The following is a 26,933-nucleotide window of genomic DNA, read 5'->3' as shown; positions in this document are numbered from 1 at the left end:
ACGTTGGCAAACATGCGGAAACGACCAAAACCTGACTAAAGATATGAATTTTCACTGTGAGGAATTAACAATTGAGGATAAGCAATTTGGCTGCACTATAACTTTCTCCGACTCAAATACATCAGAAGATCAATTCAAGTCAGTTGAAGAGATAATTAATTCCGAGGAAAAGTATCTTTTAATTCAACGAAATTATCCTGAGGACGATTTTGAATCAGACTTTTACCACATTGAATCATCGGAAATTGAGGGAGATTTAAACTCGGACGAAAAGATAACCGTGAAAATGGATCAAGAAAAGTTCGAAATCGCTTGGCCTGGCGCACATTTAGAAATAGGTTTAAACCTGACCGACAAGGAGATGAAGGAATTAGAGGAAATTTTGGGAAAAAGATTTAAAGACCGAATAAGACTCGAAAAATAAAAGCACGATTCGCCAACAACATATAAAAACAATGCTCAAATCAGTCTCGAATCGAAAGTCCGTGCTCGCTTGCAAGCTCACACTGTTTTTATACGAGACGTTCTACGCAATTCCGAAAAAACCAAATGGAGAATAATGAAAAAGCTAATATTAATACTTCTTTTACCACTTTTTGGATATTCACAAAATTCTGAAATTAAACCTTATGTCGACCACTTAAAAAAAGTAGAAAAGAAATCTGCTAAAGATTACATTTTACAACAGTTTAAAGAACATGATATTGTGATTCTTTGTGAAAGAGACCACAGTGAATTTTCACAATATGAGTTAATTAAAGAAATTTTGTCTGATGATTATTTTAAAAAAAATGTAAAAAACGTATTTACTGAAATTGGAGTTATTAATCTACAACCCGAAATAACTGAATTTCTAAAGAAACGTAAATTGGATAGTCTTTACGTAGCAAAGAAACTAACTAAATTTCAACGAAATTCTACGTTTTATCCTTCTTGGGATAGATACAATTATCGTTACTTCTTGAGGACTATTTATGACATCAACCAAAACTCTGAACACCAAATTTCATATTATCCTTCTGATTCTGAGTTTGATTGGAAGAAAATCAAAACTGTTGAAGACTATACAGTGGAATTTGAAATAGAAATTGAACCCAGAGACAGTTTAATTGCCTATAACATCATTAATAAATATGAAAAATTAAAATCTAAAAATAACAGTAAAGCTCTTATCATATTGAATTATAGACACGCTTTTAAAATGCATACAATTACGCCAGACAATGAAGTTGTGGAAAATGCAGGAAAATATTTGTCTGACTATTTTGGAAATAAAGCCGTAAGCATTTTATCCAATCGTCCCGTTTTTTTCAGAAAAGATAAAGGTTGGGCATATAGACTTATTCAAGAAGGAAAATGGGACGCAGCTTTTAAATATTTGAAAATTGAGGATATTGGTTTCAATTTTAATGATTCGATGTTCGGAAATGATGTTTTCGATTTACAACAACTCAAAAATGAGGTGAAATATAAAGAGATATTTGATGGCTTCGTGTTTTATAAACCTATAGAACGACACGATTTAATAGACTTCTACAATGGTTTAATTTCTAAAGACTTTGAAGAAGAATTCTTTAGAAGATTTGTAATTCAATTAGAATATTATAAGAATAGTTTAATGTTAGAAAAACTTAAAGATGAAACTTTTAGAGAAGAAGTATTAATAGAATTGAACACAAAAAGAATAAAAAAATATCGAGATTTTGAGTATTTAATAGAAAGTAGAGATAAATATTTGAATGAGTAAACACTGCGTGCGTTGAACAATAAATAATACACATTGCGAAATTTTTTTTTTGAAAATGGAATTTTGGACTACCTTTAAATCAAGTTATTAACGGAAAAATTCGAGTTTCCAAGACCGAAACTTGTGTCATTCGAGACGTTCAAAAAAATAAAAAAATGAAAGTTAAGGAAGCAAGTATTCAAGAAATGGCAGAACACCTTCTATGCGGAAATCTTTGTTTTCTAAATACTATAACCAGTAATTTTGAATATCATCCGGCAGAAATGGACTTTTTTCCAGATGAGGAAAATCCCTGGCAAGAAGTCATAGATAAACTTGAGAAAAATTGGGATGATTATATTCGGATCGAGCCAATGAATTCCAATCAATCTTATGGGGTAATGCAATCTTTTGCGGACCGGTTGGAAGCAGATGATTTTCGTGAAAAGTTACTTGCTGCTTTAAGCCGACCAAAGCCTTTCCGGAATTTTAATTATCTGATCCACCAATCGGATTTTAGGCAGGAATGGTTTGACTTCCGACAAGAAAGAAATGTTGATTGGGTAAGGGAACAGATATCTGACCGGGTGGATATGTGAAAAACCATTGGCTAACTAATTGGCAGAAATTTCACTGTCCAATTGGAAGTCCACTCTCCTCTCCTTACCTGAAAAAGCTGTTGTTGGGAATAAACCTTTATGTTTATTACTGATGTACTCAGTCATAGTGAATTTTGTTTCATTTCTTAAAATAGTTTTTCCTTAAGAGTGCCATTTATTTTTAAATTTTACATGTGTTATTTTTTTTAATTCCTTGAATATTATATCTACGGATTCATTGCTCTATTTGTTCAGGATTTCATCCTGAACCTCCTGAAAAATTCTGTAGTAATTTTCTCTAATTTCTTCTTCTGAATATCCACCGAATTTCCCGGGTAATTCCTTCTTTATTCTAGGAGGAGCGAATCGGATTTTCTTCTCTTTTCCATCGGCAAAACTCACAAATTCTCCGGCTTTTAATCGGAAGAAGGCGTCAAAACGTATATTAGTACTATCCCTGTGGCTCCTCGTGATACGGGTGTCGAAATTCAGATTTCCTCCCTGGTGTATGCTGATGCTTTCTTTCTGTATAATTTCAAAGAACTGTTCGTAGTATTTCGCAGTATCGGGATCATTTACTTTCCCGAAGAACTGGTACGACAGATTGCTCAGGATTGCCTTACTGGCTTTTTCTCCGTAAAGGAGGTCATTCTGAATTTTGTCCTGCATTACATAAATCGTGGATATGTTATAACTACGCAGGGTTGCCGGCACTCGATGCATGTGCAGTAGGCGAAGGGTAGGGGCTTCTTCCATAAGAAGAAAGGAGGCACCACGCTGCCGAATGCTCATTTGCTTTGTAATAGTATGTATTGTGGTCGTTATGACAGGAGAATAGGCGGTTTCAAATTTGGGATTATTGACTATCGATACTATTGCAGGATTTTCAGGATTATTAATATCTAATGGTACTTCATCTTTTGATAGGGCCATAAAGATTCTCTGGGTACAGATCTTTTTCAAAGCATTGGCAAGACTGCTCTTAACAGCTGCAGTCTGCCGCTCTGATGCGATCCCGCTTATAAAAGCATCTGCCATAGACCTGGAAGTGATATTACCACTGAGAAAGCTAACCAGTTCCGGGGTATCCATGCTCTGGTAAACTGCTATTAGATGAGGGAGGGTACAGTACTGCGGATGATCGGTTTTTAGTTTCCAGATCATGCCTCCAATTAGTCCTTCCACGGCATCATTAAAGAATTTTGTGGTTCCTGATGCGAGAAGTTCTTTTTGTTCCAGGAGGTTTTCCAGGAGTACCCTCGCTACTTCATTTACACTTTCTTCATCGATCATGTATTTGGGAGCAATAGGATTGACTCTGTGGTATATCCGGTCAAATGAGATGATATAAAAGGGAAGCTTACCTGATTTAAACAGGGGATAAGCAATCTCTGTAAGTTCAAAATTTTTATAATCGTGTAATAAACCGCTAAAGGAGTATTTTCTGAAATGCTTCAGTAGATTATACACCACACTTTCTGTCTTGCCGCTTCCTGCAGCTCCAATAATGGAAACTCCTCTCCTGATGTTTTCTAATACAAGATTCCCGTTCTCCAGTGGTAGTTTTGCTCTGTACTTTCTTACTACTGAAACCTGCTCTTGTGGTAAGACAAAACAATACAGGCCCAAATTCAAAGCTGATGCCGGCAAAAATAATTTCAGCAAAAGCTCTAAACAGATTACTAAGTCGGCCGGGTGGGGGAGTAAGCTCCAACTGAAAAACACAAGAAGAAACTGGTTAAAAAAAACACCTTTTTTGAACAGCAGTAAATGAAGAACAAACCAACTGCCCAGACCGGTATATGTGATTATCCAAATAAAATATAAGACTGCAATCATTAGTAATGAATGGAAGATGATCTTACAGCTAAATCAATAGCTTTCCTGAAGTGCCTGAGGGCCAGTTGTACCTGCGGTGTGAAACCGTTGGCAGGTAAGGTCATACCTGCAGTTCTGAGTAATTTGAAAGCGAGCTGCCTCTCATTTACTGGTAACCTCATAAGCTTTGAATAATACAGTCGCGGATTCTTTTGAAGCTCTTTCCTGGAGGAATACTTTTCTACAAAATTTCTTTGGTACTGGAACATTCTGTCAAAGGTCCTTTCTGCACTTTGAAAAAACTGATTTCGGTCAAATCCTCTTTTCACCATCCTGCCGTGCATCTCAACGGTTGAAGATCTGTATTTGCTCCCGGGAGAAAGGCTGTAACGATTGGTAGCATCTTTCCGGCTGACAATAACATGTACATGGGTTTGAAGCCCCGGTTTTAACATACCTTCTTTAATGGGTTTTCCGCCTATTGTGTGTGGAACTTCCTTTATGAGTCGACTGATCTCCTTCTTTACTTTTTGAATATTTCCATCCATGTCTCCTCTTCTGATTTTTACCAGGTCATGTTCCAGTTTGACTATTCGTTTGATGTAGGGAGAATTCTCCCTGATCTCTTTATCATAATGATGGTAACTACGCTGGTATTCTATTTTTGCGAAAAACTTGAGATTTTCTATCCCAACAGGTTTTCCCTCTATTTCCCGGTTGAAGGCTTTGGCGTATTCACGCATCACTTGTACAGTGTATTCCCGGAGAGATGCTGAATTGTTATTGATATGCCTGAGTTCATATTGGCTCGGATTAATGGTAATAGAATAATACCGGGGTTCAGTTTTTCTAAGCTTTCCTGCATTGGCATCTATTTCTCTGATTACCTGTTGTTCTGTGATTTGATCCCCTGTATGGTTGAAGAAATAGTTCATTTTTTCCAGCGGCTGGTCCCGATTCTCTTTTTCCAGATAAGTCACAAAGTCAGCAACACTACTGGTGAAATTGCCTCCTATTTTCTGGGGAGTGATTGTCAGGTACATTTCAATAAGCTTTTAATTTCCTTTTCATCCTTTCCAGCTCTTCTCCTTCCATTTCAAGAATATACTTATCGGGACCGAAGGTCCTTTTGTCAAGGATTACTTTACTGAGTATATATTCAAGATCTTTTTTTATTTCTTCCTGTGCTCTGTCTACTGGAATATTCCTCTCCCTGACGGGCTTTACAGGGGAAGAGATTTCTTTTACAGGGGGCAATGGGATACGGCTGGAAGGAATGGAAGTTGCCTGAGCAGGATCAAAAAGTAGCTGTAACATCGCAAGTGTAGGCTGGGTTTGGGTTTTTTCTATTTCTTTTATAATTGCCACTATAGCATTGAGTCGCTTTTGTATTTTTTCATCCAATGCGGGCAAATCTATTTTAGCTTTGTGCCTGGGGGAGATCTGGTACTTGTGAAAATATTCCAGCATAAGCTCCAGTACTTCAGTATTTGATCCTCCTGTCTCCTTTGAGAAAGTACGGAACCTTTTTGCCGTTTCTACCTTTATACTAATAGTGGAAAATGTGCTCATTTCTTGATCCAGATTCAGTGAATTATGATATATCAAAATAATATCTCCGGGACTTGGGTTGTCATTTTCAAAGGAACTTTAAGATATAGATCGTCTACCTTTAATTGAATCTCTAAGAAAAGGCTGCTTTTAATTAATAAATGATAATAGGAAGAGTGAGAGTGTAATGACTCAAATGTGGAAAATGGTTGTGAGTTATCTAAAGCCGCTCAGCACATTTCCGCTCCATTCCGCAAAAGGCTTCATTTCGAGAAAAGAGCTTCGCTTGAAAACTTCTTGGACATCACCCCCAATTTCTCCTTTTCACTACGCCGGAAATTTATTTTTTCGGAAGGCTACGCTACACTACATAATTGGGGATGAAGTCCGCTAAAAGTGGATTTTCATATTAAGGCTTTGGTGCCTCTTCCAGATGTTCTGTTCTTCTCATATGGCTTTTTGAATACTCCCGAGCCTCCGCTAGACTTCACCTTTTTTGTAAGCAAAGTAACAACATTCGGAAGTTGACGGACTGCATAAGCCAGTCGTGCCTCCTTTTTATAAGTCCTTATCAATTCCGAATGTTTAAAAATCATACAGCAACAAAAAAGGTAACAGCGAAGGCTCTATGGGAAGTAAATCAAAAAAAGGAATTATGAAATCAAACAGCAACATCAAAAAGGAAGCGGCACCAAAGAAAAACAAAAAGGAAAACGCTCCGGATATAAAAAGTAAATCCATTATTAATCTTTTAATATTAAATGTTATGAGAACAATTAGAAACAAAGTGCAGCTAATCGGGAACGTAGGAAATTCGCCCGAAACCAAAACCCTTGAAAATGGCAAAAAAGTGGCTTCTTTTTCAGTGGCCACCAATGAATTTTATCGTAATTCCCAGGGTGACAAGGTAGAACACACTCAGTGGCACCAAATTATCTGTTGGGGCAATACCGCTGAAATCGTGGAGAAGTATGTATCCAAAGGAAGAGAGATTGCCATAGAGGGAAAACTGTCCAACCGATCTTATGAGACCTCCGACGGCTCCAAAAGATATGTATCTGAAATTATCGCCAGTGAAATTCTTTTGCTTGGCAGTTCTTCCACAAAGGCTTAAAAATTAAAAGAGGGTGCAAATGCTCGTTTGCCCCTCTAAAAAATCTAAAAAAGATAATTATGAAAACTAAAGTTAATGAAATTTCTCTGAAATACCTCGGTAACATGAGAATAAAGGAATCGCCAAAAATATCTTCTTCTAATGACGCTTTTGAAAATTTCTTTTGCCAATGGAACTTAAACCATATCGCGATGCAGGAGTGTTTTAAGCTGATGCTCCTCAACAATGGAAACCGGGTGAAAGGTATAGTTGAAATATCCACCGGGGGTATTACCGGTACTCTGGTAGACCTGAGGATAGTTTTTGCAGTAGCGCTTAAATCATTAGCCACAGCAGTTATTGTTGCTCATAATCACCCTTCAGGAACTCTATTGCCCAGTAATAATGATAAAGCCCTAACCCGGAAAATCAAAGAGGCAGGTTTGCTTCTCGATATAAAGCTTCTGGACCACCTCATTATTACTCCAGAAGGCAAGTACTTTTCATTTTCGGATGAAGGACTATTATAAAAAATCTGATTTTTAAAAGGCCGGAGATGATCCGGCTTTTTCTTGTGTAGGAAAATTTTGACTGCTCCAGTCGATGAAGGCTTTTTTTCAGGAGCAGCAACTTAATTAGCTGGTAAAAAGGATAGCAAGAGGATAACACGCTAAAGCGATGTTATTTAATTAAAAAAATCTGTATAGTGCTGATATACAAATAGTTTTATTCGTTATATAATATTGTCTTACCTAGAACTTTAGAGTAGGGGATACAGTAAAATTTTCTGAGCCCTTATGTGTACTGGTTTTGATTAATTAAACGATAATTAAATCCTGATTATGCAGTTTTTATAAGAATATTTGGTATTCCACCTAGTGTTAGAACCCTTAGGCAACTTCTGAAGCTTTGGCAGGTACACCATAAATTAGCTTCATGTATTTTCTATTATGTATAAATAGTAGCTCTGGAATTTCACAGGCAAGATTAAAAAATATGAGGGTTGTAACTTTATATTTTCTACTTGCACAATTTTTAAAGAGTTTTTTTGGCGTAAACATAATGTGAGAATATCTAGGCCTTAATTCTTATGTGTTTTGTCTATTTATTTACAAAGGCATTTCAGCTAATTAAAAGTAGGTGAACTCATACCGTGTATATGCTTTAAATTCAGTGAGTGTCTGTGACCTCACCTAACGAGTGTTCTGTAATCTGTATATTTGCCCCTAGGGTAAGCAACCAAAAGGGTAAACCCCGATTAGAAACCGGGGAAGCGTCCTCAATCAGTTCTTGATTATATACAAAAAAAGGGGTATATAAGCTTAGGAATGCGCAATAGGAAGTAAAAGCAAAAAGTTTCATAGAATTTTAATGCTATCACAGGATTAAATCAGCAAATCTAAAGGGATATCTGAAAAAACTTTCTAAGTCTCTTGTCACATGTTGATATAAGCTTTTAAATTGTATAATTTATTATTGCAAAAAAAAGATTAGTAAATTCAATCTAGCAGAAAGCCTCCTATTGAAATTTGTTACCTTTCCATTTGCTAAAAAAAAAAGTAACAGCATTCAAAATTGTGGCGGTTATTTATGAGGTTCTCTTTTAATAAGCCCATATATACTTTCCCTTTTGTTTGGCGGGAAAATCGTAAAATTTAAAAAGGGCATCTGTTAAAAGTTAATCCAAATATTTGGACATTTTGGTGGAACTTATGAAGATGCAGAGGTACATTCATTTTTATGAAAACAATAGTGAAATATGTAAGGTCTATATCCATCCTCCTTATAATTCTGTTTTCTGCCTGTAGCCCAGATGAAGAGCGTGAAGGCTACTTAATAGGTTTTTCCCAGGCAATGACAACAGATAACTGGCGGAAAGAGATGAATCGATCTATGAGGATTGAAACTTCTTTGCATCCTGAACTTGATCTTGAAGTTCTCGACGCAGCTGGAAATATCCAAAAACAAATAGAGGACATAAATCTTTTAATTGATAAAAAGGTTGATGTACTGATAGTCTCTCCTATTCAATCTGCACCTATTACCCCAATAATTGAAAAGGCCATGAGTGCAGGCATACCGACTATTGTGATAGACCGCAAAATAGAAGGGAGTAATTACACAGCATATGTAGGGGCAAACAATGTAGAGGTAGGAGGGAATGCTGCAAAGTACATATTGTCTCATGCGAGCCACAAGAAGGGGAATATAATTGAAATTAAAGGTTTGGCGGGATCTTCTCCAGCATACGAACGCTCTCTGGGATTCAGAAATGTCATTAATAAACAAACCAATTTAAAGATCATAGGTACGGTTCAGGGCGACTGGGAGAAACATTCAGTTGAAGTAGGACTTAAAAAAATTCTTGATTCCACCTCTAATATAAATTACATCTTCACTCACAATGATAGAATGGCACAGGGAGCTCTTGAGGTAGCCAGGAAAAAAGGCCTTGATGATAACATTATTTTCGTGGGAGTGGACGGACTATATGGCCCCAGTGGGGGAATCCAACTGGTAAAGGATGGAATACTTTCAGCTACCATACTTTATCCAACAGGAGGAAGTGAAGCAATACGGCTTGCAAAGAATCTGCTTCAAAATGAAGTAGTAGAAAAAAATAATATCCTTAAGACAGTGGTCATAGATTCTGTTAATGTGGATATTATGCAGAACCAGTTTAATAAGTTAAATCAGCAGCAGACGGATATTGAAGAACAGCAGGCGATCATTCGGGAACAAATCACCTCCTATAATACTCAGAACAGTCTGATTCAGCTTATGGCTTTTTTGTTATTCCTCCTGTTGATTCTTGCCCTATATAGTATTTATCTTTTAATTAGAGTCAAACGGGGAAAAAGAAGTCTCGAAATCATTAATAAAAAAATTGTGGTTCAAAGGAATCAGATTGAAAATTTTGCTAAACAGTTGAAGAAAACCAACGAGACAAAAATTAATTTTTTCACTGCATTGTCTCATGAATTTAAGACTCCTCTTACACTTATTACGAGCTCGGTAGAGTCTCTGAGTAAAGCAAAAGATCAAGACCTTGATAATTACAAATATGAGACAAGGCTTATAATGAATAATTCAAAAAGATTGTTGCGTCTTATTAATGAGTTATTGGATTTCCGAAAACTAGAGACTAGATCTTTTGTGATAAAACCAAGTCGAACAAATATATATGAGTTTTTTAAATCCATTTTTCATGATTTTAAAACAGAAGCTGCTATAAATTCCCTTGATATGGATTTAAAGTGTACAAATAAGGAACTTGAACTTTATATTGATAGAAATATGATGGACAAAGTCTTTTTCAACTTGCTCTCGAATGCCTTAAAATTCACTCCGAAAAACGGAAAAATTTCTGTCCGTATTGAAGAAAGTTCCGATCCTAAAAAAATCAATATTTACGTGAAGGACTCGGGTATAGGAATTCCTTCAGGAGAACAAGAACGAATTTTTGATCCCTATTTTCAAGCAACTAATAATCTTAAACCGGGCTCAGGAATGGGCTTGTATCTAACCAGAGAATTTGTAAAACTTCATGGAGGCACGGTTTCCTTAAGATCAAAGAAAGGAACTGAGTTTTGCGTGTCACTGCTTGAAGGGACGGAACATCTAAAGGATTATATAATTTCTCAAGATGAACCTTTAAAGTATGAAAAATTAGAGACTCATATAGACTCACTGTATCCACAGGCAGTGATGAAAGATCTTCCTGGTGTTTTGGACAATGAACTGAATATACTTTTAATTGAAGATAATCTTGATTTGGCGAATTTAATTCAGAGGAACTTTCATAAAGAATACAACCTACATCATTCCGACGGAACGGATGCCATAGAGAAAGCTCTTGATATTGTGCCGGACGCGATAATATGTGATTTAAACCTTCCAAACAAAAGCGGATTTGAAATATGTAAAGAATTAAAGAATGACCTTCGAACCTCTCATATCCCGGTAATAATTCTAACCGCCCTTAACGATGAGGAATCGAGGATAAAGGCTTTGCGTAGTGGTGCGGATTTTTATATTACCAAACCCTTTAATCTGGAAGTTCTTAAGCAATCGGTGGTGTCAGTACTGTACAACCGAGAGAAATTGAGGTACTATTACACAAATAGGATTAATGAAATTGAAGATAATAAGCTCAATACCTCCGAACAGGAATTCCTGAAACAGCTAAATGAGGTTATTGATAAAAATTTACAGGATCAAAATTTTTCAGTTGAGGAGCTTTCAAATATTTTCAATATTTCAAGAGTACACTTGTATAGAAAAGTTAAAGCTATGTTAGGATTAACGGTCAATGAATATATTAATTCCCAACGACTCGCAAAAGGAAAATATTTATTAGAGGATACCAATCTAAACGTGTCTGAGATTGCTTACAGCGTTGGGTATTCTTCTCCAGGTTATTTTTCCACATCCTTTAAAAATAAGTACGGTCTAACTCCTAAAAAATTCAGAGATTCCAAAGAACCTTTAAAAGACTCTGTTTAAAATCTTTCTGATGTTACATTATTAAACTTGAGGTATCATTTTTAAAACTATAACGTTATAGCTAAAATAATTAATTGACGTAAATTACTGTTAAACAAGGTATTGTGTATTTTTAAATCCGACTTAACAAAATTATAACGATTTAGGTGATTCCTAAATTTCTTCAGGTTCCTTTCCATTTATCTTAGTTGCTGATTAAAAAATGTGGAAATGAACAAAATTTTAGCTTGGTCAATAACTGCTGCATTGGCAGGATTTTTATTCGGATTTGATACAGTTGTTATTTCAGGAGCTGACAAATCTCTTCAGGCTGCCTGGGGTACTTCTGATGCCTTCCATGGCTCAGTCGTGATGGCGATGGCCCTGTGGGGAACAGTAATAGGAGCCATTTTTGGTGGCGTTCCAACAAATAAGTTTGGTAGAAAAAATACTTTGTTATTTATAGGATTGTTATACATAATCTCTGCTCTTGGTTCTGCACTTGCCAATGATCCTGTTTCTTTTGCCGTTTTCAGATTTATTGGAGGACTTGGGGTAGGAGCTTCTACTATTGCAGCACCTACTTATGTGTCAGAGATCGCTCCACAAAAATATCGCGGGCGTCTTGTGTCTCTTTATCAATTTAATATCGTTCTGGGTATTCTGGTCGCTTTTTTATCTAATTACTTACTAAGAAATACGGGAGAAGAACCCTGGAGGTGGATGATGGGCGTGGAGGCCATACCTGCATTCATTTATACTGCATTTGTATTTTTTATCCCCAGGAGTCCGAGGTGGCTCATATCCAAGGCAAGAGAAGGAGAGGCCCGTAAAATATTAAGTTTGATACAGCCAGATGGGGATGTAGAAAAAAAGATGATTGAAATAAAGAAACAATCAGAGTCAAACTTAACGGGGGAACACATTTTTATGAAAAAGTACAGATTCCCTCTAATTCTTGCTTTCCTTGTAGCTTTCTTCAATCAACTCTCGGGTATAAATGCCTTTCTATATTATGCACCACGTATTTTTGAAGCAGCCGGTTTAGGGGAAAGTACTGCATTGCTCAGCAGTATCGGAATTGGAGTGGTAAACCTGCTTTTTACGATCCTTGGAGTGGTACTTATCGATAAGCTGGGCCGAAAATTGTTAATGTATATTGGTTCCATAGGTTATATTATTTCCCTATCTCTTGTGGCAGCATCTTTTTTCCTGAATTGGGGAGGTTTAACTGTTCCCATTTTCCTGTTCATGTTCATTGCGGCTCATGCAATAGGACAAGGAGCGGTAATTTGGGTTTTCATTTCTGAAATCTTCCCTAATCATCTACGCGCTTCAGGACAGGCTTTTGGATCTTCCACTCACTGGTTATTAGCAGCAATCATTCCCTCATTGATCCCATTTTTGTTCTCGACCATAGGTCCAGCTTACGTATTTGCGTTTTTCGCATTTATGATGGTGCTTCAACTCTTGTTTGTCATTTTCATGATGCCAGAAACTAAAGGAAAGTCTCTCGAAGAATTAAGTGAAGAATTGTCCATTAGAAAAACCCCAAATAAAAAACAACAAACTATCTAAAATATGAAAAAGTATATCCTAATATTACAAATTTCTGTCCTCGCGAGTATTGGTTTGTCTTCTTGCCAGGATAAAGGTAAAGAAGGAGCAGCCACACAAGAAGAAGTGGCACCGGCACAAAGTGAAGAAGAAGTCGCATACAGACCAATTTTTCATTTTACACCGGATTCAGGATGGATGAATGATCCCAACGGAATGTTCTATTTAGATGGAACATATCATTTATTTTTTCAGCATAATCCCGATGATAATGTCTGGGGGCCTATGCACTGGGGTCATGCCACAAGTACCGATCTTATTACCTGGGAAGAACAGCCCATTGCTCTTGAACCGGATAAACATGGAACAATTTTCTCAGGAAGTGCAGTTGTTGACCATAACAACACTTCAGGTCTTGGTGAAGGGGACATTCCCCCGGTTATAGCAATTTTTACTTATCATGATGCTGAAGCCGCCGATGCAGGAAGAGATGATTTCCAGACTCAAGGTATAGCATATAGTCTAGACAAAGGAAAAACCTGGATCAAATATGATCAGAATCCAGTGCTTGGAAATCCAGGCATTAGGGATTTTAGAGATCCCAAAGTAGAATGGTTTGAAGAAGAGCAAAAATGGATTATGTCATTAGCTGTTCAAGACCATATTAGTTTTTACTCCTCACTGAATCTTCTTGAGTGGGAACACGAAAGCGATTTCGGACAAAACCTTGGGGGGCATGGAGGTGTTTGGGAGTGTCCTGATCTATTTAAAATGACAGTGGAAGAGACAGGTGAAGAGAAATGGGTACTACTTGTTAGTATAAATCCAGGCGGGCCTAATGGAGGTTCGGCAACACAATATTTTATTGGAGATTTTGATGGAACAACTTTCACTCCGCATGAATCTATTGCAGAGATTGGGGAAGAACATGACTATTGGATAGATTTCGGGAAAGATAACTACGCTGGGGTTACCTGGTCAAATATTCCGGAATCTGATGGTCGTCGTTTATTTATTGGTTGGATGTCTAACTGGGAATATGCTAATGAAGTTCCTACCGAGCAATGGCGTAGCTCTATGACCATTCCCAGGACTCTAAAATTAAATAAGGAAGGAAGTACCTATAGAATCCTTTCTTCTCCGGTACAAGAACTGAAGCAATATTATTCTACAGGTGTTGACCAAAAAGAAATAGTAGTTCAGGATAGTACCATACTTGCGGGTGAAGATATAAATCTATCAAAAGCTGTTCTAAGTTTTGATATTTCCAACCTTCAGGAGCAACGGTATGAATTCACGCTTGGGAATAGTGAAGGAGATCAATTAATTTTTGGATACTCTGGAATAGAAAAAGAATTTTTTCTAAACAGGGGGAATTCAGGTCTAACCGAATTTAAGGATGTCTTTGGTAAGGAGGTCTCGACTGCACCAAGATTATCCAATGCGGAATCTCTGAACGTTAAAATAGTTCTGGATAAAACTTCAATTGAGATCTTTTATGATAATGGAAAGACAGTAATGACCGAAATTTTCTTTCCCAATGAACTTTTCCAAACAATTACTGCGGATGGAGAGCAGAATTTTACAATAGAAAATTTTCAGATCAATCAACTAAATTTCAATTAATACAACTCCTATGAATAGTAAATTCTTAATATTATTTCTCCTACCCATTTCTATGTGGGCGCAGGGAATAGAAATATCGGGAACCGTAATTTCCGAAGATGATCAAATGCCTCTACCGGGAGTTTCCATTCAGGTAGAAGGGACAAATGAAGGTGTAGTAACAGATTTTGACGGAAATTATACCATAACAAATGTTGATCCTCAAGCCACATTGTTATATAGTTATTTAGGTTTTAGAACTGAAAGAATAGCTGTAAATAATCAAACAGAAATTAATGTATCTCTTACCATGGATGCTCAACAGTTGGATGATGTGGTGGTAACGGGCTATACATCTCAAAGAAGGACTGATATTACCGGAGCCATTTCGGTGGTAGACATGGAGGAAATCAATAAACAACCGGAACCTAATCCGGTTAGAGCTTTACAGGGACGGCTTCCTGGGGTTCAAATTACTTCAGATGGTTCTCCAAGTGGCTCTAATACTCAGGTTGTGATTCGTGGAGTTGGGACTCTAAATAATACAGATCCTCTATATGTTATTGATGGAGTACCAACCAAGGCTGGAATGCATGAATTGAACCCAAATGACATTGAGTCAATTCAAGTATTAAAAGATGCTTCTTCTGCCAGTATATATGGATCAAGAGCTTCTAATGGGGTAATTATAGTTACAACTAAAAAAGGAAGAGAAGGAAGAATGCAGATTAATCTTAATTCTTATGTATCGGCCTCTACTTATGCCAATAGACAGGAAGTGCTCAATGCAGAACAATATGGGAGAGTCCTTTGGCAGGCACAAATAAATGACGGAATTGATCCTAATTCTAACAATTTGCGATACCAGTTCGATTGGGGCTACAATGATATTGGCGAAGCTGTTCTCAACAATATTATAGTTCCGGAATATCTGGATGATGAACAAACTTTATATTCTGCAGATACAGACTGGTTTGATGAGATCTCTCAAACAGGTTTTGCCCAATCTTATGATTTGTCAGTTTCGAATGGAACAGAAAAGGGGAATTATCTTTTTTCTCTTGGATATTATGACAATGAAGGCATCGTAAAGACCACAGAATTTAACAGGATTTCGGCAAGGATGAACAGTAGCTATAAATTGTTTAAAGATAGGCTGGAAATAGGGGAAAACTTTACCTTCAATAAAACTCATGAAGTTCAAAATCCTGGTGTTCTAGACCTGGCATTAAAAGCATCTCCTATTATTCCTGTTCGCACGGTAGATGGAGAAGGTTGGGGTGGACCCGTTGGTGGAATGAACGACAGGCAAAATCCTGTACGTTTACTTGAGTACAATAAAGACAATGGATATGAATATCATCGGGTGTTTGGAAATGCTTACGCTGACCTGGAGCTTATTGAAAATCTTCATTTAAGGACAAATCTTGGAATTGACTACAGTAATTTTTATCGCCGTTCTCTTCAAAGAAGTTATAAATCAGGTTATCTGCAAAACAATGAAACAGCAGTAAATATTGAGGACTGGAGAAGTTTGAAATGGACCTGGACTAACACAGCTACTTACGAGGTAAAAATTCAGAATCACGAATTAAGTTTGCTCGCTGGTACAGAAATGTTTAGAGATGACTATAAGAACATTAATCTAAGGAGGGAAGGTTTTGTTCTTGAAACACCGGATTATATGTATCCTGATGCAGGAAGTGGTGAAGCCTATAATGGAGGTTCTGCTACTTCTTACAGCCTGCTCTCTTTCTTTGGGAAACTGGACTACACTTTCGATCGGAAATATTTATTCTCAGCTACCATACGACGAGATGGCTCATCAAGATTTGGAGAAAATAATCGCTTTGGAACTTTTCCGGCCTTTTCTGCTGGATGGCGTATAAGTGAGGAAAATTTTATACACAATAATTATTCATTTTTTTCCGATCTAAAACTACGGCTTGGATGGGGGCAAACTGGAAATCAGGAAATTGATAACAACGCTATCTATTCTTTATATGTATCGGATTATGCTGGAGGTGATCCTACCTGGGGAACCTCATATGGAACAGCGTACGATCTCTCTGGAAGTGGATCAGGTTTATTGCCTTCAGGGTTTAGAGGAATACAGATTGGAAATGATGACCTGAAATGGGAAACTACTACTCAAACTAATATCGGGCTTGATTTTGGATTTTTCGGATATAAATTATTTGGAAATCTTGACTATTACTTTAAGGAAACTGAAGATATTCTGGTATTACCTCCATACCTGGGAACAATAGGTGAAGGAGGAAACAGATGGGTAAACGGGGCTTCCATGGAGAATGAAGGTTGGGAATTCGCACTAACTTACCGCGATGAAACTGAAGGAGATTTCAGCTATGAGATTTCAGCCAATATTTCCACTAACCGAAATGAAATAACTTATCTGCCAGAAGAGGTGCAGAACAGCTATGGTGGTGATGGAGGTGAGGACAATATTCTTGGGAGACCGATTAATTCTATGTATGGGTATGTTACAGACGGTCTGTTCACGACCGAAGAAGAGGTAATGAATGCTGCTGAACAAGAAGGGAAAGGCCTTGGTAGACTCCGCTATAAAGATTTAGATGGGGACGGAATTATTACCGATGATGACCGCACATGGATTGGAATACCACATCCAGATTTTAGTTATGGCTTTAACATCACACTGGGATATAAAAATTTTGATTTTACCTCTTTCTGGCAAGGAGTTGGAAATGTTGATGTAATTAATAGTCGCAAATTCCAAACAGATTTTTGGAGCGTTGATGACGTTGGGTCCAATAAGGGAGCCCGACTTCTTGACGCCTGGTCTCCCGAAAATATAAACTCAACCATACCAGCTCTAACAACAATCGACAGAAACGCAGAATCTCGGTTTTCTACCTATTATGTGGAGAATGGACGATACTTGAAATTGAGAAACCTTCAGGTGGGTTATAGCCTATCGGAAGCGGTTCTGGAAAGGATGAATTTCACGAATGCTAGGTTCTATGTAAGCGGTCAGAACCTCCTAATGATAACTTCTTCAGATTTTACTGGAGTAGATCCTGAAAATGCAGGATGGGGTTATCCCCAACCACTTACAGTAACTCTTGGATTGAACCTATCTCTCTAAAAACATTAAACTCTTTATTATGAACAAAATAAAATATTTACTCGGCATAGTTCTTTTAACTATTTCCGCTGCATGTTCAGATTTTCTGGAGGAAGATCCTTATGCGGTACTATCTGAAGAACAATTGGCAACTCCTGAAAACGTTGATGGATTTGTGACAGCAGCTTATGCAGCATTGGGTAATGATCACTATGACATTCCCTTTAGTCTTTGGCCCTATGGAAATGTCCGCTCTGATGATGCTTACAAAGGAGGGAGTGGCACAAATGACATCCAGGTTTTTCACTTCTTTGAAGTATCAGAGAATATAAGACCCGATTTTGGTGAACTGGATGCTTTCTGGTACAACAGTTTTATTGCTATTTCAAGAGTAAACAAAGCATTGGCTGCCTTGAACCAAATCGACGAAGCTGATTTTCCTAAGAAGGAAACCAGAATCGCAGAAATGAGATTTTTGAGAGGACACTTTTATTTCATGTTGAAGATCATGTACAAATATGTTCCATACGTAACAGAAGATATTCCTGTGGAGGAGTATGGGAATATTTCGAATCGTGCTTTAAGTAATGATGAACTATGGAACGCTATTGCGAGTGACTTCGAAGCAGCAGCCGAAAATCTCCCCCTTTCACAACCTGAAGTCGGAAGAGCAGATGAAACAGCAGCATATGCATACCTGGCGAAAACACGGCTCTATCAGGCTTACCAACAAGATGAGAATCACAATGTCGTCAATGTTAACCCCGAAAGATTACAGCAAGTTTTAGATGCAACAGCTCACGTAATTGGGAAACATCAACTTGAAGAGGATTTTGCTTATAATTTTCTGCCCGGGAGTTTTGAAAACGGGCCGGAATCAGTATTTTCAATCCAATTTTCAGACAATGATGGGACACTACACGGAAGGTTGAATTTTTCAGATGTATTGGCAACCCCTCAGGGAATTGGATGTTGTGACTTCCATAAACCAAGTCAAAATCTGGTAAATGCGTATAAAGTTAACGAAGAAGGCTTACCTCTATTTACAAATTACAACGAATCAAATATTGATTTCAATAATCTGGAAAATTATAGTGTAGATCCCCGGTTATATCATACTGTAGCAATTCCTGGTCTGCCCTGGAAATATGATGAAGAGGATATCTATCAGGAAAATTGGGTAAGATCCCCAAGTACCTACGGATATACTGCTTCTTTAAAGGAGAATGTGACTGCAGATTCGGAGTATCTCGTTAACATAGATCCTTTCTATGGAAACTCGAAAAATAGAATCGAGATTCGTTATGCAGACGTGTTGTTGATGCGAGCAGAGGCTTTAATCGAATTTGGACGACACAATGAAGCGCTTCCTTTAATAAATGAAGTACGGGAAAGGGCAGATCAAAGTACTACCTTAATATCGGCTTACGCCAATAATGCTGGGGTAAGTCCTTATATAGACGGCGAAAACATCAACTGGACCCAAGATGTAGCCCGTGAGGCATTGCGCTGGGAACGCAGGTTAGAACTTGCAATGGAGGGAAATCGCTTCTTTGATCTTGTAAGATGGGGTATTGCAGGAGAAACTCTTAACAAATATTACGATGAAGAAGCCGAGGAAATCACCTATTACGAGGGCGCTTCATTTGATGAAGGTCGGGAAGAATATTTACCCATTCCACAGGCTCAGATAAACTTCAGTCAGGATGTATATGTACAAAATACAGGCTACTAAAACATTATAATTATGATCAACTTTAATAATTTAAAAGATATTGTCTTAATAGTTGTTTTTCTGGGGACTTTTATTTCATGTTCCTATGACCGCGATATCGAACCTGTAGCAGCGCCGGTAATATCTTCAGTCGACAACCTACAGGTAGAACTGGTGGGGGATACTGCCGTTGTTAGGTGGGATAATCCTTCCTACGAAGGTAACCTTACAACAAGAATTAATCACAACAAAGGGATTGAAAACATTAATGCTCCCGTCCATATATTTAAATACGGAATCATAGATGTTAATACAGATTACTTCTTCACCGTCAAGCTTCAGGATGACCAAGGGAATTACTCTTTAGGAGAAACAGTGATCCTGCATCGGGAAGGACCTCAGGCTGTAACCAACTTCAGAGGAGTCCAGGAAGGAACAAATATAAACTTAAGTTGGACCTTGCCTGAGGAAACCATATCAGGTATTCGATTAAGAGTTGATTCGGAAGAAATAAGCCTCCCGGCAGATGCCACTTCCTATACTTTTAATAATGAGACTTACAGCACTTATAAATTTCAAATTAACGCCATGGATGAAGAAGGCAATCCATCACCTTCAAAATACTTAAACTTCACTGTGGGAGCAACTAAAATTGGCTATTTGGGGACTGCACCAAATGTTGGGTCTATCAGCGATGATGACGTGATTGCTTCTGCAAACTGGCTTTTTGAAAATTATCCTGATGCTGAATATGTTCAATTTTCAGATATTGAAGAAGGGCTTGACCTGAGTGAGTTTAGGGTGCTTTGGTGGCATTATGATAATGACAGCAATAATCCAGCACTTCCCGCAGAAGTCACGAGTGAGAAAGTTGTTTCTGCTATTGCAGAATTCCATAGAAAAGGAGGTGCTCTACTCTTGAATACCCATGCAGTACAGTATCTCTGGACCATCGGTCGTATGACCCCCAATTTCGGAACAGCTATAGGTGCCGGGGGAGGATTTGACAATCCGGATACCTGGGGGGTTAATGTCAATATTGGGCGGGCTCACGATAAAAGTTCACATCCCATCTTTGAAGGACTGAATGCCAACAATGTTGATGGTCGCAAAATAATCCCACTTATTGGCCCTGGGTGGAAAGAAGATCATAATTATGTATTTGTAGATCTTCCGGCTTATTATGGCTATGGGAATGCTGATGAAGCTGCCTATACAACCATAAGTGAAGAAAATCAAATAAATATACTTGGCACCTGGGATGGTATTGCAGATTATTTTATGATGGGAATTTTTGAAACCTTACCAAATGACGAATTTAATGGTACCGCAATAGGAATTGGGATTGGATCCTTCGAGTGGAACCAAAATAATGGGAAAAATAACTTTCAGGAAAATATCGAAGCTATTACTAAAAATGCGCTGGATTATTTAAAAGTGCAATAAATCAAAAGAAGGATATGTTCAGTAAAAATAAATACTTACTTATTGTGCTTTCATTAATCATTTTGGGCTGTACTAAGGAAGATGAAGAAAATGAGCCTTCAGTGATTAAAGTGGGAGATAGTAATTTTAGACCTGCCTACCACTTCACGCCGGAAAAGAATTGGATGAATGATCCAAATGGAATGGTGTACTACAAAGGTGAATATCATTTGTTTTTTCAATACAATCCAGATGACAATGTTTGGGGGCCAATGCATTGGGGGCATGCAGTGAGTGAGGATCTGGTAAACTGGGAGGAGCTTCCGGTGGCTCTGTATCCTGATGATTTGGGAAACATATTTTCCGGCAGTGCGATTGTTGATACTCACAACACTGCCGGATTCAAAACGGGAGATGAAGATGTATTGGCAGCAATATTTACACATCATAATCCAGAGACTAATGAACAATATCAGAGTCTGGCATATAGCAATGATAAGGGGCGTAGCTGGCAAAAGTATGAGGGGAATCCTGTTTTAACCAATGAGGATAAAACCGATTTTAGAGATCCAAAAGTAATCTGGCACGAAGAAAAGCAACAATGGATAATGGTGGTCGCCGCAGGACAGGAAATCATTTTTTATTCCTCCCCGAATCTTAAGGAGTGGGAGTATCTTCAAAGTTTTGGTCATGGTCATGGGGCGCATGGAGGAGTTTGGGAATGTCCGGATCTTTTTACTGTTCGAAATGAAAATGGAGAAGAGCGATGGGCACTGCTGGTTAGCATTAATCCAGGAGCACCTAATGGAGGTTCAGGAACTCAATATTTTCTTGGTTCTTTTGATGGGGAAACTTTTGAGACAAGTCAGACAGAAACTAAATGGCTAGATTACGGTACCGATAATTATGCTGGCGTGACCTGGAGTAATGAACCGAATGGGAGAAATTTATTTATTGGATGGATGAGCAATTGGGCTTACGCACAAAATGTACCTACAACAGCTTGGAGAAGTGCCATGACCTTGCCCAGAACGCTTGAATTATCTAATAACGGTGATCTGCTTCTAAGTAAACCTGCTGAAGAGATGAGCTCAGTTTTAGCTTCTAATAGTGTTGAATATACTACTAACGGTGTAGATATTAAAAATGATCCAGTTCTAAAAACCGGGACTTTTCAAATCAATACAACACTAGATTTGTCCAAAGACAAATCTATAGAGCTCTTCTGGGGAAATGAAACGAGTGGAGTATCATTGCAGTATGATAAAACTACATCAGAATTTGTAATAAACAGAAATGATGCTGGTTATAGTTTTAACAATCTGAATAATAACAATTTATTCATTCCATACGTATTACCGGAGAGCAATGAATTAGAATTAGAAATTTGGGTAGATAAATCTTCAGTGGAGATTTTCGTAAATGGAGGAGAGCGTGTTATTACTTTTTTAATATTTCCTAATACCCCGTTTGGGGACCTTCAAATACACTCTGATTCTGAAGCAGAATTTATACAATCGCTTTACATCCAACCTATAGTGAATAAATAGAGTTGAAAAATTAGAATTAACAAGCTTAAATATGACAAAAATTAGAGCAGTCTGTTTCGGTGAAATACTATACGATGTCTTTCCCGATGAGGAGAGAATTGGCGGCGCTCCATTAAATGTTGCGGCAAGGTTGAGCAGCCTGGGGGTAAATACCCGGATGATAAGTAGAGTAGGAACCGATAAAAAAGGGGAACAAATAATCACATTTTTGGAAGAGCAAGGAGTGGATACTACCAATGTCCTCAGAGATCCTCAGTACCCGACCGGAGTGGTGAATGTGCGCCTTTCCAAAAGCGGATCGGCCACCTATGAAATCGCCTATCCGGCCGCCTGGGATAAGATCCAGGTAAAGCGGGAGAATCAACAGGCCGTAGAGGAGGCCGATATATTTATTTTCGGAAGCTTGGTATGCCGGGATGAGGTAAGCAGAAACAGCCTGTTTGAGTTGCTCCCAACAGCAAAATATAAGGTCTTGGATTTTAATCTTAGGCCTCCACACTATACAAGAGAACTTTTATGTTATCTCATCAATAAAGCCGATTTTATTAAGTTTAATGATGACGAATTATTTGAAATAGCAGAAATCCTTGGCTCCCCCTACCACTCCTTAGAGCAAAACCTCAGGTTTATAGCCGAAAGATCTGCTGCCAAAACTATTTGTGTTACAAAAGGCAGACATGGAGCAGTTTTATTAAAAGATGAGAAGCTTTACTACAACAGCGGATTCAAAATAAAGGTAGAAGACACTGTTGGTGCTGGTGATTCCTTTTTAGCAAGTCTCCTCGCTAAGCTTTTTGAAGGTGAAGCTGTGCAAGTTGCATTGGATTATGCCTGTGCGGTAGGCGCCTTGGTTGCAGGAGAAAAAGGAGCAAATCCAAAGTTGGAGCCCAATAAAGTCAAAGAGTTCATTTATGCACCAGGTTTTGAGATGAAATACAAGAGTTAAAAGAAAAAAACACGATCCGTAATGTGTGTAAATTCTAAGTAAAGGGGGGTGACTTTCATTTAAAGCTAAACCCTTCCTTCGTATATAATCAAAAACTGATTGAGGACGATTACCCAGTTTCTTATTGGTACTGGCCCTTTTTGGTTGCTTTGCGTAGAGCCATAATACCTATTTCATTACAGCATCATCCGTTGGGAAGGACAATTCTCTTTTGACTATCTCTTTTAAGGGCGACAGCCATTTACTGTCTTATTGATTATTTTGGAGTTCTCTCCCACTTAATTAATGATTCCGGCCATCCAGATGATCAAATAAATAGGCACTAAAGTGCGGTTTGCCAGACAACAATATCATTACTGATCCGTTCTATAATTCGGGAAATGGTAGATGTAGAGATATTACATCCATAAATCTCAGAAATTTACTTCTGGATATCACCATTGGTCATTCCTTTGGCGTACAGCGATTCATTGACATTTTTGATACCGTCAATAATGTGTTCTGACGTTTGGGAACGATCACGGGATTAAAGGATCCGTACTCGTCCTGGCGAACTTTTATAATATCTTCCCCATAAGAACTGCGAACCTTCTTTTGAGTAAAGCCATTCCTGGTATTTCCTGATCCAATCTTCTGGTTCCTTTCGTAATTCAGAAGGCCATCTGGTTTACCTTTATGTATTTTCTCGAATCCTCGTTTTTGAATTTGCTGGAGAAAACTGCTGAGTTCTTCTACTGAAAATTGAAATTTGAATGCCAGATAGTAATTGATAATAAATTTGCTTTGGTTTTATATTATTTTAAAGTTCTAGTGGATTTGACTCTCACAATTAAAATACAGATGAAGAACTTCCTAAAATATTAATTGTTATATCTGAAAATCAGCATCTGTTTTTTTACGTTATTTTCACTTAGGGAAAATGCATGTTTTAGCTAAACTTTTTTTCGATGCTTAATATTAGTGAAATCCCTATTTCAAACTTATTGCGTCCAAAGAGGAATCTAACCTTTCTTTCAAAGCAGCCATGTCATCACTGATTTTTCTATCTAAAATTTTTGCATAGTGCTGAGTTGTCTGGAGTTTTTTGCTTCAGCCTCTGTTTGATTTGCGTAAAGTGAACTTCCTAAAGCTGAATTAATTTGTGTATAACTATCAGAACCTCCCAGCCAGCCATCATCGGATAGTTTGGTCGTAATGAATTCATTTTCTGAAGCTGAGGTAACAGTGGCAAGATATCCCTGCAAACCATTTAAGGTTTTTGTTGCGGCATCTGCCCTGGCCTGTTCCCAGGTGAAAGCACCACTTACATATTCGTAATAATGATCATTATCGGAATTAGATACTCCTCCTCCAATGTTAAAAACTACTTCCCTTTCAAGAACGTTGCTACTACTGGTGCGAAACTGGATATTCTGAAAAATGCTCTGTAGTTCCTGGGAAGTCATAGTTCCCGAAAGGGTAAGAACTCCGGTTGAAGCACTATAGTTGCTGGTCACCCCTGAAGGCAAAGTAAAACCAGTAGCCAACCTCAACTCATCACCTGTATGGAAGTTTTCATTGATAGAAACAGTTGCACCATCGACATTGTCAGATAGGTGAATTAGTAGATTACTATCAACTACCGTGTAATTTCCCGGTGAAGAAACTACCGTATTACCCTCACTGGGCTCTACAAGAGCATCGGGGTTTTCAATTGTAATTTGGGCATTTTTGGTAACCTCATTCCCTGCACCATCTTTTGCTGTGATGGACACTTGTTGAGTGCCAACATTAGTACAGTCAAAGGTGAAATTAGTCGGTGTAATAGTATAGCTACAGTTATCGTTTACTGCAGAAATAAATTCTGTCGCTGGAACAGTTAGCCCGTCTATACTGGTAAGTTTACGGGTTATATTTTGGAGGCTAAGAGTTGGTAGTTCATTGTCTACAACTGTCACTATGGCTGTAGCGTTCGAGGTATTCCCACTTCCATCGGTTACCGTTAAAGTGACAGAATTGCTTCCTATATTGGTGCAATTAAATTCTGTTTTACTCAAACTCAAGTTTGTAATTTCACAATTCTCAGAAAGTGTAGTACTGACCATTTGAGGAGTAATAACGGCGTTCCCGTTTTCGACCAACTGCACTGTAATATCTTTTGCTGAGGCGATCACTCTACATAGGATCTCTACAGTAATAAATGTTGTTGTAGTTTCTTGTGGTGTACCATTATCTATGGTTTCTAACTTAATAGTATTGGTTCCTAAATTACATTCGTTACCAACTATAGTTATTTCAGCAGTAGATAAATTTCCATTAGTAATGCTATGGGTTAATCCACACATATTCGAAGTCAAGGTGGTGGTGACATTTTGATTAGGTTCTGGACCTATAAACGAGGCATTAAAAGAAACAGTTTCTCCCAAATAGAGTTGAACCTTCTTGTTCTCAGGTAAGGAATTGGCGCTAGGTGCAATATTATCAGTATTGGCCATATTAAAATCAAAACATTGATTATCAAGATAATCGATGCCATCATTATTTCCTCCAGGTCCGTCATAATCGGAGCCGGCCTTGTCAAAACGGCCAACCTGTAAATAATCTGTATTATTTCCTTTATTAATACCAACAGTAGCTGGTACACCACCAAAACCATTTACACCCTCAGAAGCACCTCCGGTAGTCCATTGCATATCTTTGGAACAAAATGCTGTATTTCTTCCCGGCGGTGTTAAATCACTAGTACCATCGGAAATAATCACTTGAAAAGTATTAGTTTTTCCTGATGGTTCATAATGCTCCACCTGGTCCCATATTACAATTAGCGCATCGTTGGTAATTTTATAATATATATTACCCCCTTCACTCGTATCTACATCTCCCCAAAAAGGAGCGACCATGGGAATATCATTTGGAAATCCGCTGGCACTGTATACAGGATTCGCTTCTTCAAAAGTTAAATTGCCATTGGTATTAATAAATACCTGTTCATAATTAGTGCCGTAAAGATTATAAGAAAATGGGAGCGCTATGGGGCCAAAAGAACCATCATCATTTGTAGGAATAGCTATAAAAGAATTATCAAGTTCATAAAAACCTCCAGGTGCCTCAAGTTCTGTAGAGCTAACTGTAGCAGTTTTAAGAGCCGTTTTCTTCTCTGCTTTAAACGAAAAAGCTTGTGGCTGTTTTTTCACTTCCGCCTTTTTTCGTTCGTAATAATAAGGGTCAGAATCTGAAGGATCGATGACGGTTTGTGCAAAGAGATTCCCTTGTAGAAATAGACCTATTGAAAATAATATAAATTTCAAGATGTAGTTGTTCTTCATTATTAAAATTTTTGGGACATTTTTCGGAAAGAAATGAGCTAAAACAGATCCGCAAAAAAAACCCTAAAAAAAAGTTAATGAAGTTATAATCCTACAAATGATGTATTCAAATTGAATTTGGATACGTGCTTATTCCTTAAATGCAAGGTGTAAACATAATAATCTATAGAAACCTGTAGAAGGGGCTTTTTCAAGTCAAGAATAAGATGTTTTTCTATATCAAGTAAAAGTGCTTTAGGGTGTAAATAATCATTTTATGCATAAACAAAATGTCCCTTATTTCTCCTTATCCTATTCTCATATTTCGAAATTTATCTTTCAATAATTTAGAATAACGTCATCATTAAATTGAGATTGAAATCGCAAAAAGTATTGCATAACAATAAAATTTCTCTGGTTGTATTATTCTAAATTTTAGTGGATTTGACTTTCACAGTCAAAATTCAGAAG

18 protein-coding genes are annotated in these 26,933 nt (G+C 37.7%); 13 read left to right on the top strand and 5 right to left on the bottom strand.

The annotated features are described in order from the left end of the window. From ACQ93I_RS16365 to ACQ93I_RS16355, 3 genes are all read left to right on the top strand, one after another. Positions 1 to 424: hypothetical protein (locus ACQ93I_RS16365; protein ID WP_431699460.1), on the top strand; the 424-nt coding region annotated here is incomplete at its 5' end. A 135-nt stretch (positions 425 to 559) separates the two neighbouring features. Next, positions 560 to 1,747, top strand: coding sequence for a hypothetical protein (locus tag ACQ93I_RS16360; RefSeq protein ID WP_431699459.1), 1,188 nt, complete (start codon positions 560 to 562; stop codon positions 1,745 to 1,747). Positions 1,748 to 1,902: 155 nt separating this feature from the next. Beyond that, positions 1,903 to 2,325 carry a UPF0158 family protein gene (locus ACQ93I_RS16355; protein WP_431699458.1) on the top strand — a complete coding sequence of 141 codons (423 nt, stop codon included), beginning with the start codon at positions 1,903 to 1,905 and terminating at the stop codon, positions 2,323 to 2,325. Between the two features lie 243 nt (positions 2,326 to 2,568). Here ACQ93I_RS16355 and ACQ93I_RS16350 read toward each other — a convergent pair whose 3' ends face one another. The 3 genes from ACQ93I_RS16350 to ACQ93I_RS16340 are packed head-to-tail and all read right to left on the bottom strand — an operon-like array spanning position 2,569 to position 5,715. Further along, a complete protein-coding gene (locus ACQ93I_RS16350) occupies positions 2,569 to 4,164 on the bottom strand; it encodes a type IV secretory system conjugative DNA transfer family protein (protein WP_431699457.1) in 1,596 nt (531 codons plus the stop codon). Beyond that, entirely contained in the window at positions 4,164 to 5,186 is a 1,023-nt protein-coding gene (gene mobB, locus ACQ93I_RS16345; RefSeq protein WP_431699456.1) for a MobB family relaxase, read from the bottom strand. The genes ACQ93I_RS16350 and mobB overlap by 1 nt, the downstream gene beginning before the upstream one ends. Position 5,187: 1 nt before the next feature. Continuing rightward, positions 5,188 to 5,715 (bottom strand): BfmA/BtgA family mobilization protein, encoded by a 528-nt coding sequence (locus ACQ93I_RS16340; protein WP_431699455.1) that lies wholly within the window; start codon positions 5,713 to 5,715, stop codon positions 5,188 to 5,190. Between the two features lie 745 nt (positions 5,716 to 6,460). Here ACQ93I_RS16340 and ACQ93I_RS16335 point away from each other — a divergent pair. From ACQ93I_RS16335 to ACQ93I_RS16290, 10 genes are all read left to right on the top strand, one after another. Next, complete coding sequence (locus ACQ93I_RS16335; protein ID WP_431699462.1) at positions 6,461 to 6,808, top strand: single-stranded DNA-binding protein; 348 nt, start codon at positions 6,461 to 6,463, stop codon at positions 6,806 to 6,808. A 59-nt stretch (positions 6,809 to 6,867) separates the two neighbouring features. Further along, entirely contained in the window at positions 6,868 to 7,317 is a 450-nt protein-coding gene (locus ACQ93I_RS16330) for a JAB domain-containing protein (RefSeq protein WP_431699454.1), read from the top strand. Between the two features lie 1,210 nt (positions 7,318 to 8,527). Beyond that, entirely contained in the window at positions 8,528 to 11,293 is a 2,766-nt protein-coding gene (locus ACQ93I_RS16325; protein ID WP_431699453.1) for a substrate-binding domain-containing protein, read from the top strand. 210 nt (positions 11,294 to 11,503) lie between these two features. Continuing rightward, positions 11,504 to 12,850 (top strand): sugar porter family MFS transporter, encoded by a 1,347-nt coding sequence (locus ACQ93I_RS16320; RefSeq protein WP_266070372.1) that lies wholly within the window; start codon positions 11,504 to 11,506, stop codon positions 12,848 to 12,850. Between the two features lie 3 nt (positions 12,851 to 12,853). Further along, positions 12,854 to 14,455, top strand: a complete 1,602-nt coding sequence (locus ACQ93I_RS16315; protein ID WP_431699452.1) for a glycoside hydrolase family 32 protein — start codon at positions 12,854 to 12,856, stop codon at positions 14,453 to 14,455. Positions 14,456 to 14,465: 10 nt separating this feature from the next. Continuing rightward, positions 14,466 to 17,564, top strand: coding sequence for a SusC/RagA family TonB-linked outer membrane protein (locus ACQ93I_RS16310; RefSeq protein ID WP_431699451.1), 3,099 nt, complete (start codon positions 14,466 to 14,468; stop codon positions 17,562 to 17,564). 19 nt (positions 17,565 to 17,583) lie between these two features. After that, positions 17,584 to 19,278, top strand: a complete 1,695-nt coding sequence (locus tag ACQ93I_RS16305; RefSeq protein ID WP_431699450.1) for a RagB/SusD family nutrient uptake outer membrane protein — start codon at positions 17,584 to 17,586, stop codon at positions 19,276 to 19,278. Positions 19,279 to 19,290: 12 nt separating this feature from the next. Continuing rightward, complete coding sequence (locus ACQ93I_RS16300; RefSeq protein WP_431699449.1) at positions 19,291 to 20,703, top strand: DUF4960 domain-containing protein; 1,413 nt, start codon at positions 19,291 to 19,293, stop codon at positions 20,701 to 20,703. Positions 20,704 to 20,717: 14 nt separating this feature from the next. Next, entirely contained in the window at positions 20,718 to 22,232 is a 1,515-nt protein-coding gene (locus ACQ93I_RS16295; protein ID WP_431699448.1) for a glycoside hydrolase family 32 protein, read from the top strand. Between the two features lie 31 nt (positions 22,233 to 22,263). Further along, positions 22,264 to 23,178: a carbohydrate kinase family protein gene (locus tag ACQ93I_RS16290; protein ID WP_266070366.1), complete on the top strand. Its 915-nt coding sequence runs from the start codon at positions 22,264 to 22,266 to the stop codon at positions 23,176 to 23,178. Between the two features lie 444 nt (positions 23,179 to 23,622). Here ACQ93I_RS16290 and ACQ93I_RS16285 read toward each other — a convergent pair whose 3' ends face one another. Together ACQ93I_RS16285 and ACQ93I_RS16280 are read right to left on the bottom strand one after the other, a co-directional pair. Continuing rightward, on the bottom strand, positions 23,623 to 23,937 hold the full coding sequence (locus ACQ93I_RS16285) for a transposase (protein WP_431699461.1): 315 nt from the start codon (positions 23,935 to 23,937) through the stop codon (positions 23,623 to 23,625). Between the two features lie 287 nt (positions 23,938 to 24,224). Continuing rightward, positions 24,225 to 26,483: a nidogen-like domain-containing protein gene (locus tag ACQ93I_RS16280; protein ID WP_431699447.1), complete on the bottom strand. Its 2,259-nt coding sequence runs from the start codon at positions 26,481 to 26,483 to the stop codon at positions 24,225 to 24,227. Positions 26,484 to 26,933: the final 450 nt, after the last annotated feature.

The sequence above is a fragment of the Salinimicrobium sp. WS361 genome (assembly GCF_050750585.1).
In the GTDB taxonomy this organism is placed as follows: Bacteria; Bacteroidota; Bacteroidia; order Flavobacteriales; family Flavobacteriaceae; genus Salinimicrobium.
This window is presented reverse-complemented; position numbering and strand designations above follow the sequence as displayed.

What these genes read in the sequence shown, in the direction of transcription:
- ACQ93I_RS16295 (WP_431699448.1), top strand. Translation starts at nt 20,718, where the DNA reads ATGTTCAGTAAAAATAAATACTTACTTATTGTGCTTTCATTAATCATT.
- ACQ93I_RS16330 (WP_431699454.1), top strand. Translation starts at nt 6,868, where the DNA reads ATGAAAACTAAAGTTAATGAAATTTCTCTGAAATACCTCGGTAACATG.
- ACQ93I_RS16320 (WP_266070372.1), top strand. Translation starts at nt 11,504, where the DNA reads ATGAACAAAATTTTAGCTTGGTCAATAACTGCTGCATTGGCAGGATTT.
- ACQ93I_RS16340 (WP_431699455.1), bottom strand. Translation starts at nt 5,715, where the DNA reads ATGAGCACATTTTCCACTATTAGTATAAAGGTAGAAACGGCAAAAAGG.
- ACQ93I_RS16350 (WP_431699457.1), bottom strand. Translation starts at nt 4,164, where the DNA reads ATGATTGCAGTCTTATATTTTATTTGGATAATCACATATACCGGTCTG.
- ACQ93I_RS16280 (WP_431699447.1), bottom strand. Translation starts at nt 26,483, where the DNA reads ATGAAGAACAACTACATCTTGAAATTTATATTATTTTCAATAGGTCTA.
- ACQ93I_RS16300 (WP_431699449.1), top strand. Translation starts at nt 19,291, where the DNA reads ATGATCAACTTTAATAATTTAAAAGATATTGTCTTAATAGTTGTTTTT.
- mobB (WP_431699456.1), bottom strand. Translation starts at nt 5,186, where the DNA reads ATGTACCTGACAATCACTCCCCAGAAAATAGGAGGCAATTTCACCAGT.
- ACQ93I_RS16315 (WP_431699452.1), top strand. Translation starts at nt 12,854, where the DNA reads ATGAAAAAGTATATCCTAATATTACAAATTTCTGTCCTCGCGAGTATT.
- ACQ93I_RS16325 (WP_431699453.1), top strand. Translation starts at nt 8,528, where the DNA reads ATGAAAACAATAGTGAAATATGTAAGGTCTATATCCATCCTCCTTATA.
- ACQ93I_RS16305 (WP_431699450.1), top strand. Translation starts at nt 17,584, where the DNA reads ATGAACAAAATAAAATATTTACTCGGCATAGTTCTTTTAACTATTTCC.
- ACQ93I_RS16310 (WP_431699451.1), top strand. Translation starts at nt 14,466, where the DNA reads ATGAATAGTAAATTCTTAATATTATTTCTCCTACCCATTTCTATGTGG.
- ACQ93I_RS16355 (WP_431699458.1), top strand. Translation starts at nt 1,903, where the DNA reads ATGAAAGTTAAGGAAGCAAGTATTCAAGAAATGGCAGAACACCTTCTA.
- ACQ93I_RS16290 (WP_266070366.1), top strand. Translation starts at nt 22,264, where the DNA reads ATGACAAAAATTAGAGCAGTCTGTTTCGGTGAAATACTATACGATGTC.
- ACQ93I_RS16360 (WP_431699459.1), top strand. Translation starts at nt 560, where the DNA reads ATGAAAAAGCTAATATTAATACTTCTTTTACCACTTTTTGGATATTCA.
- ACQ93I_RS16335 (WP_431699462.1), top strand. Translation starts at nt 6,461, where the DNA reads ATGAGAACAATTAGAAACAAAGTGCAGCTAATCGGGAACGTAGGAAAT.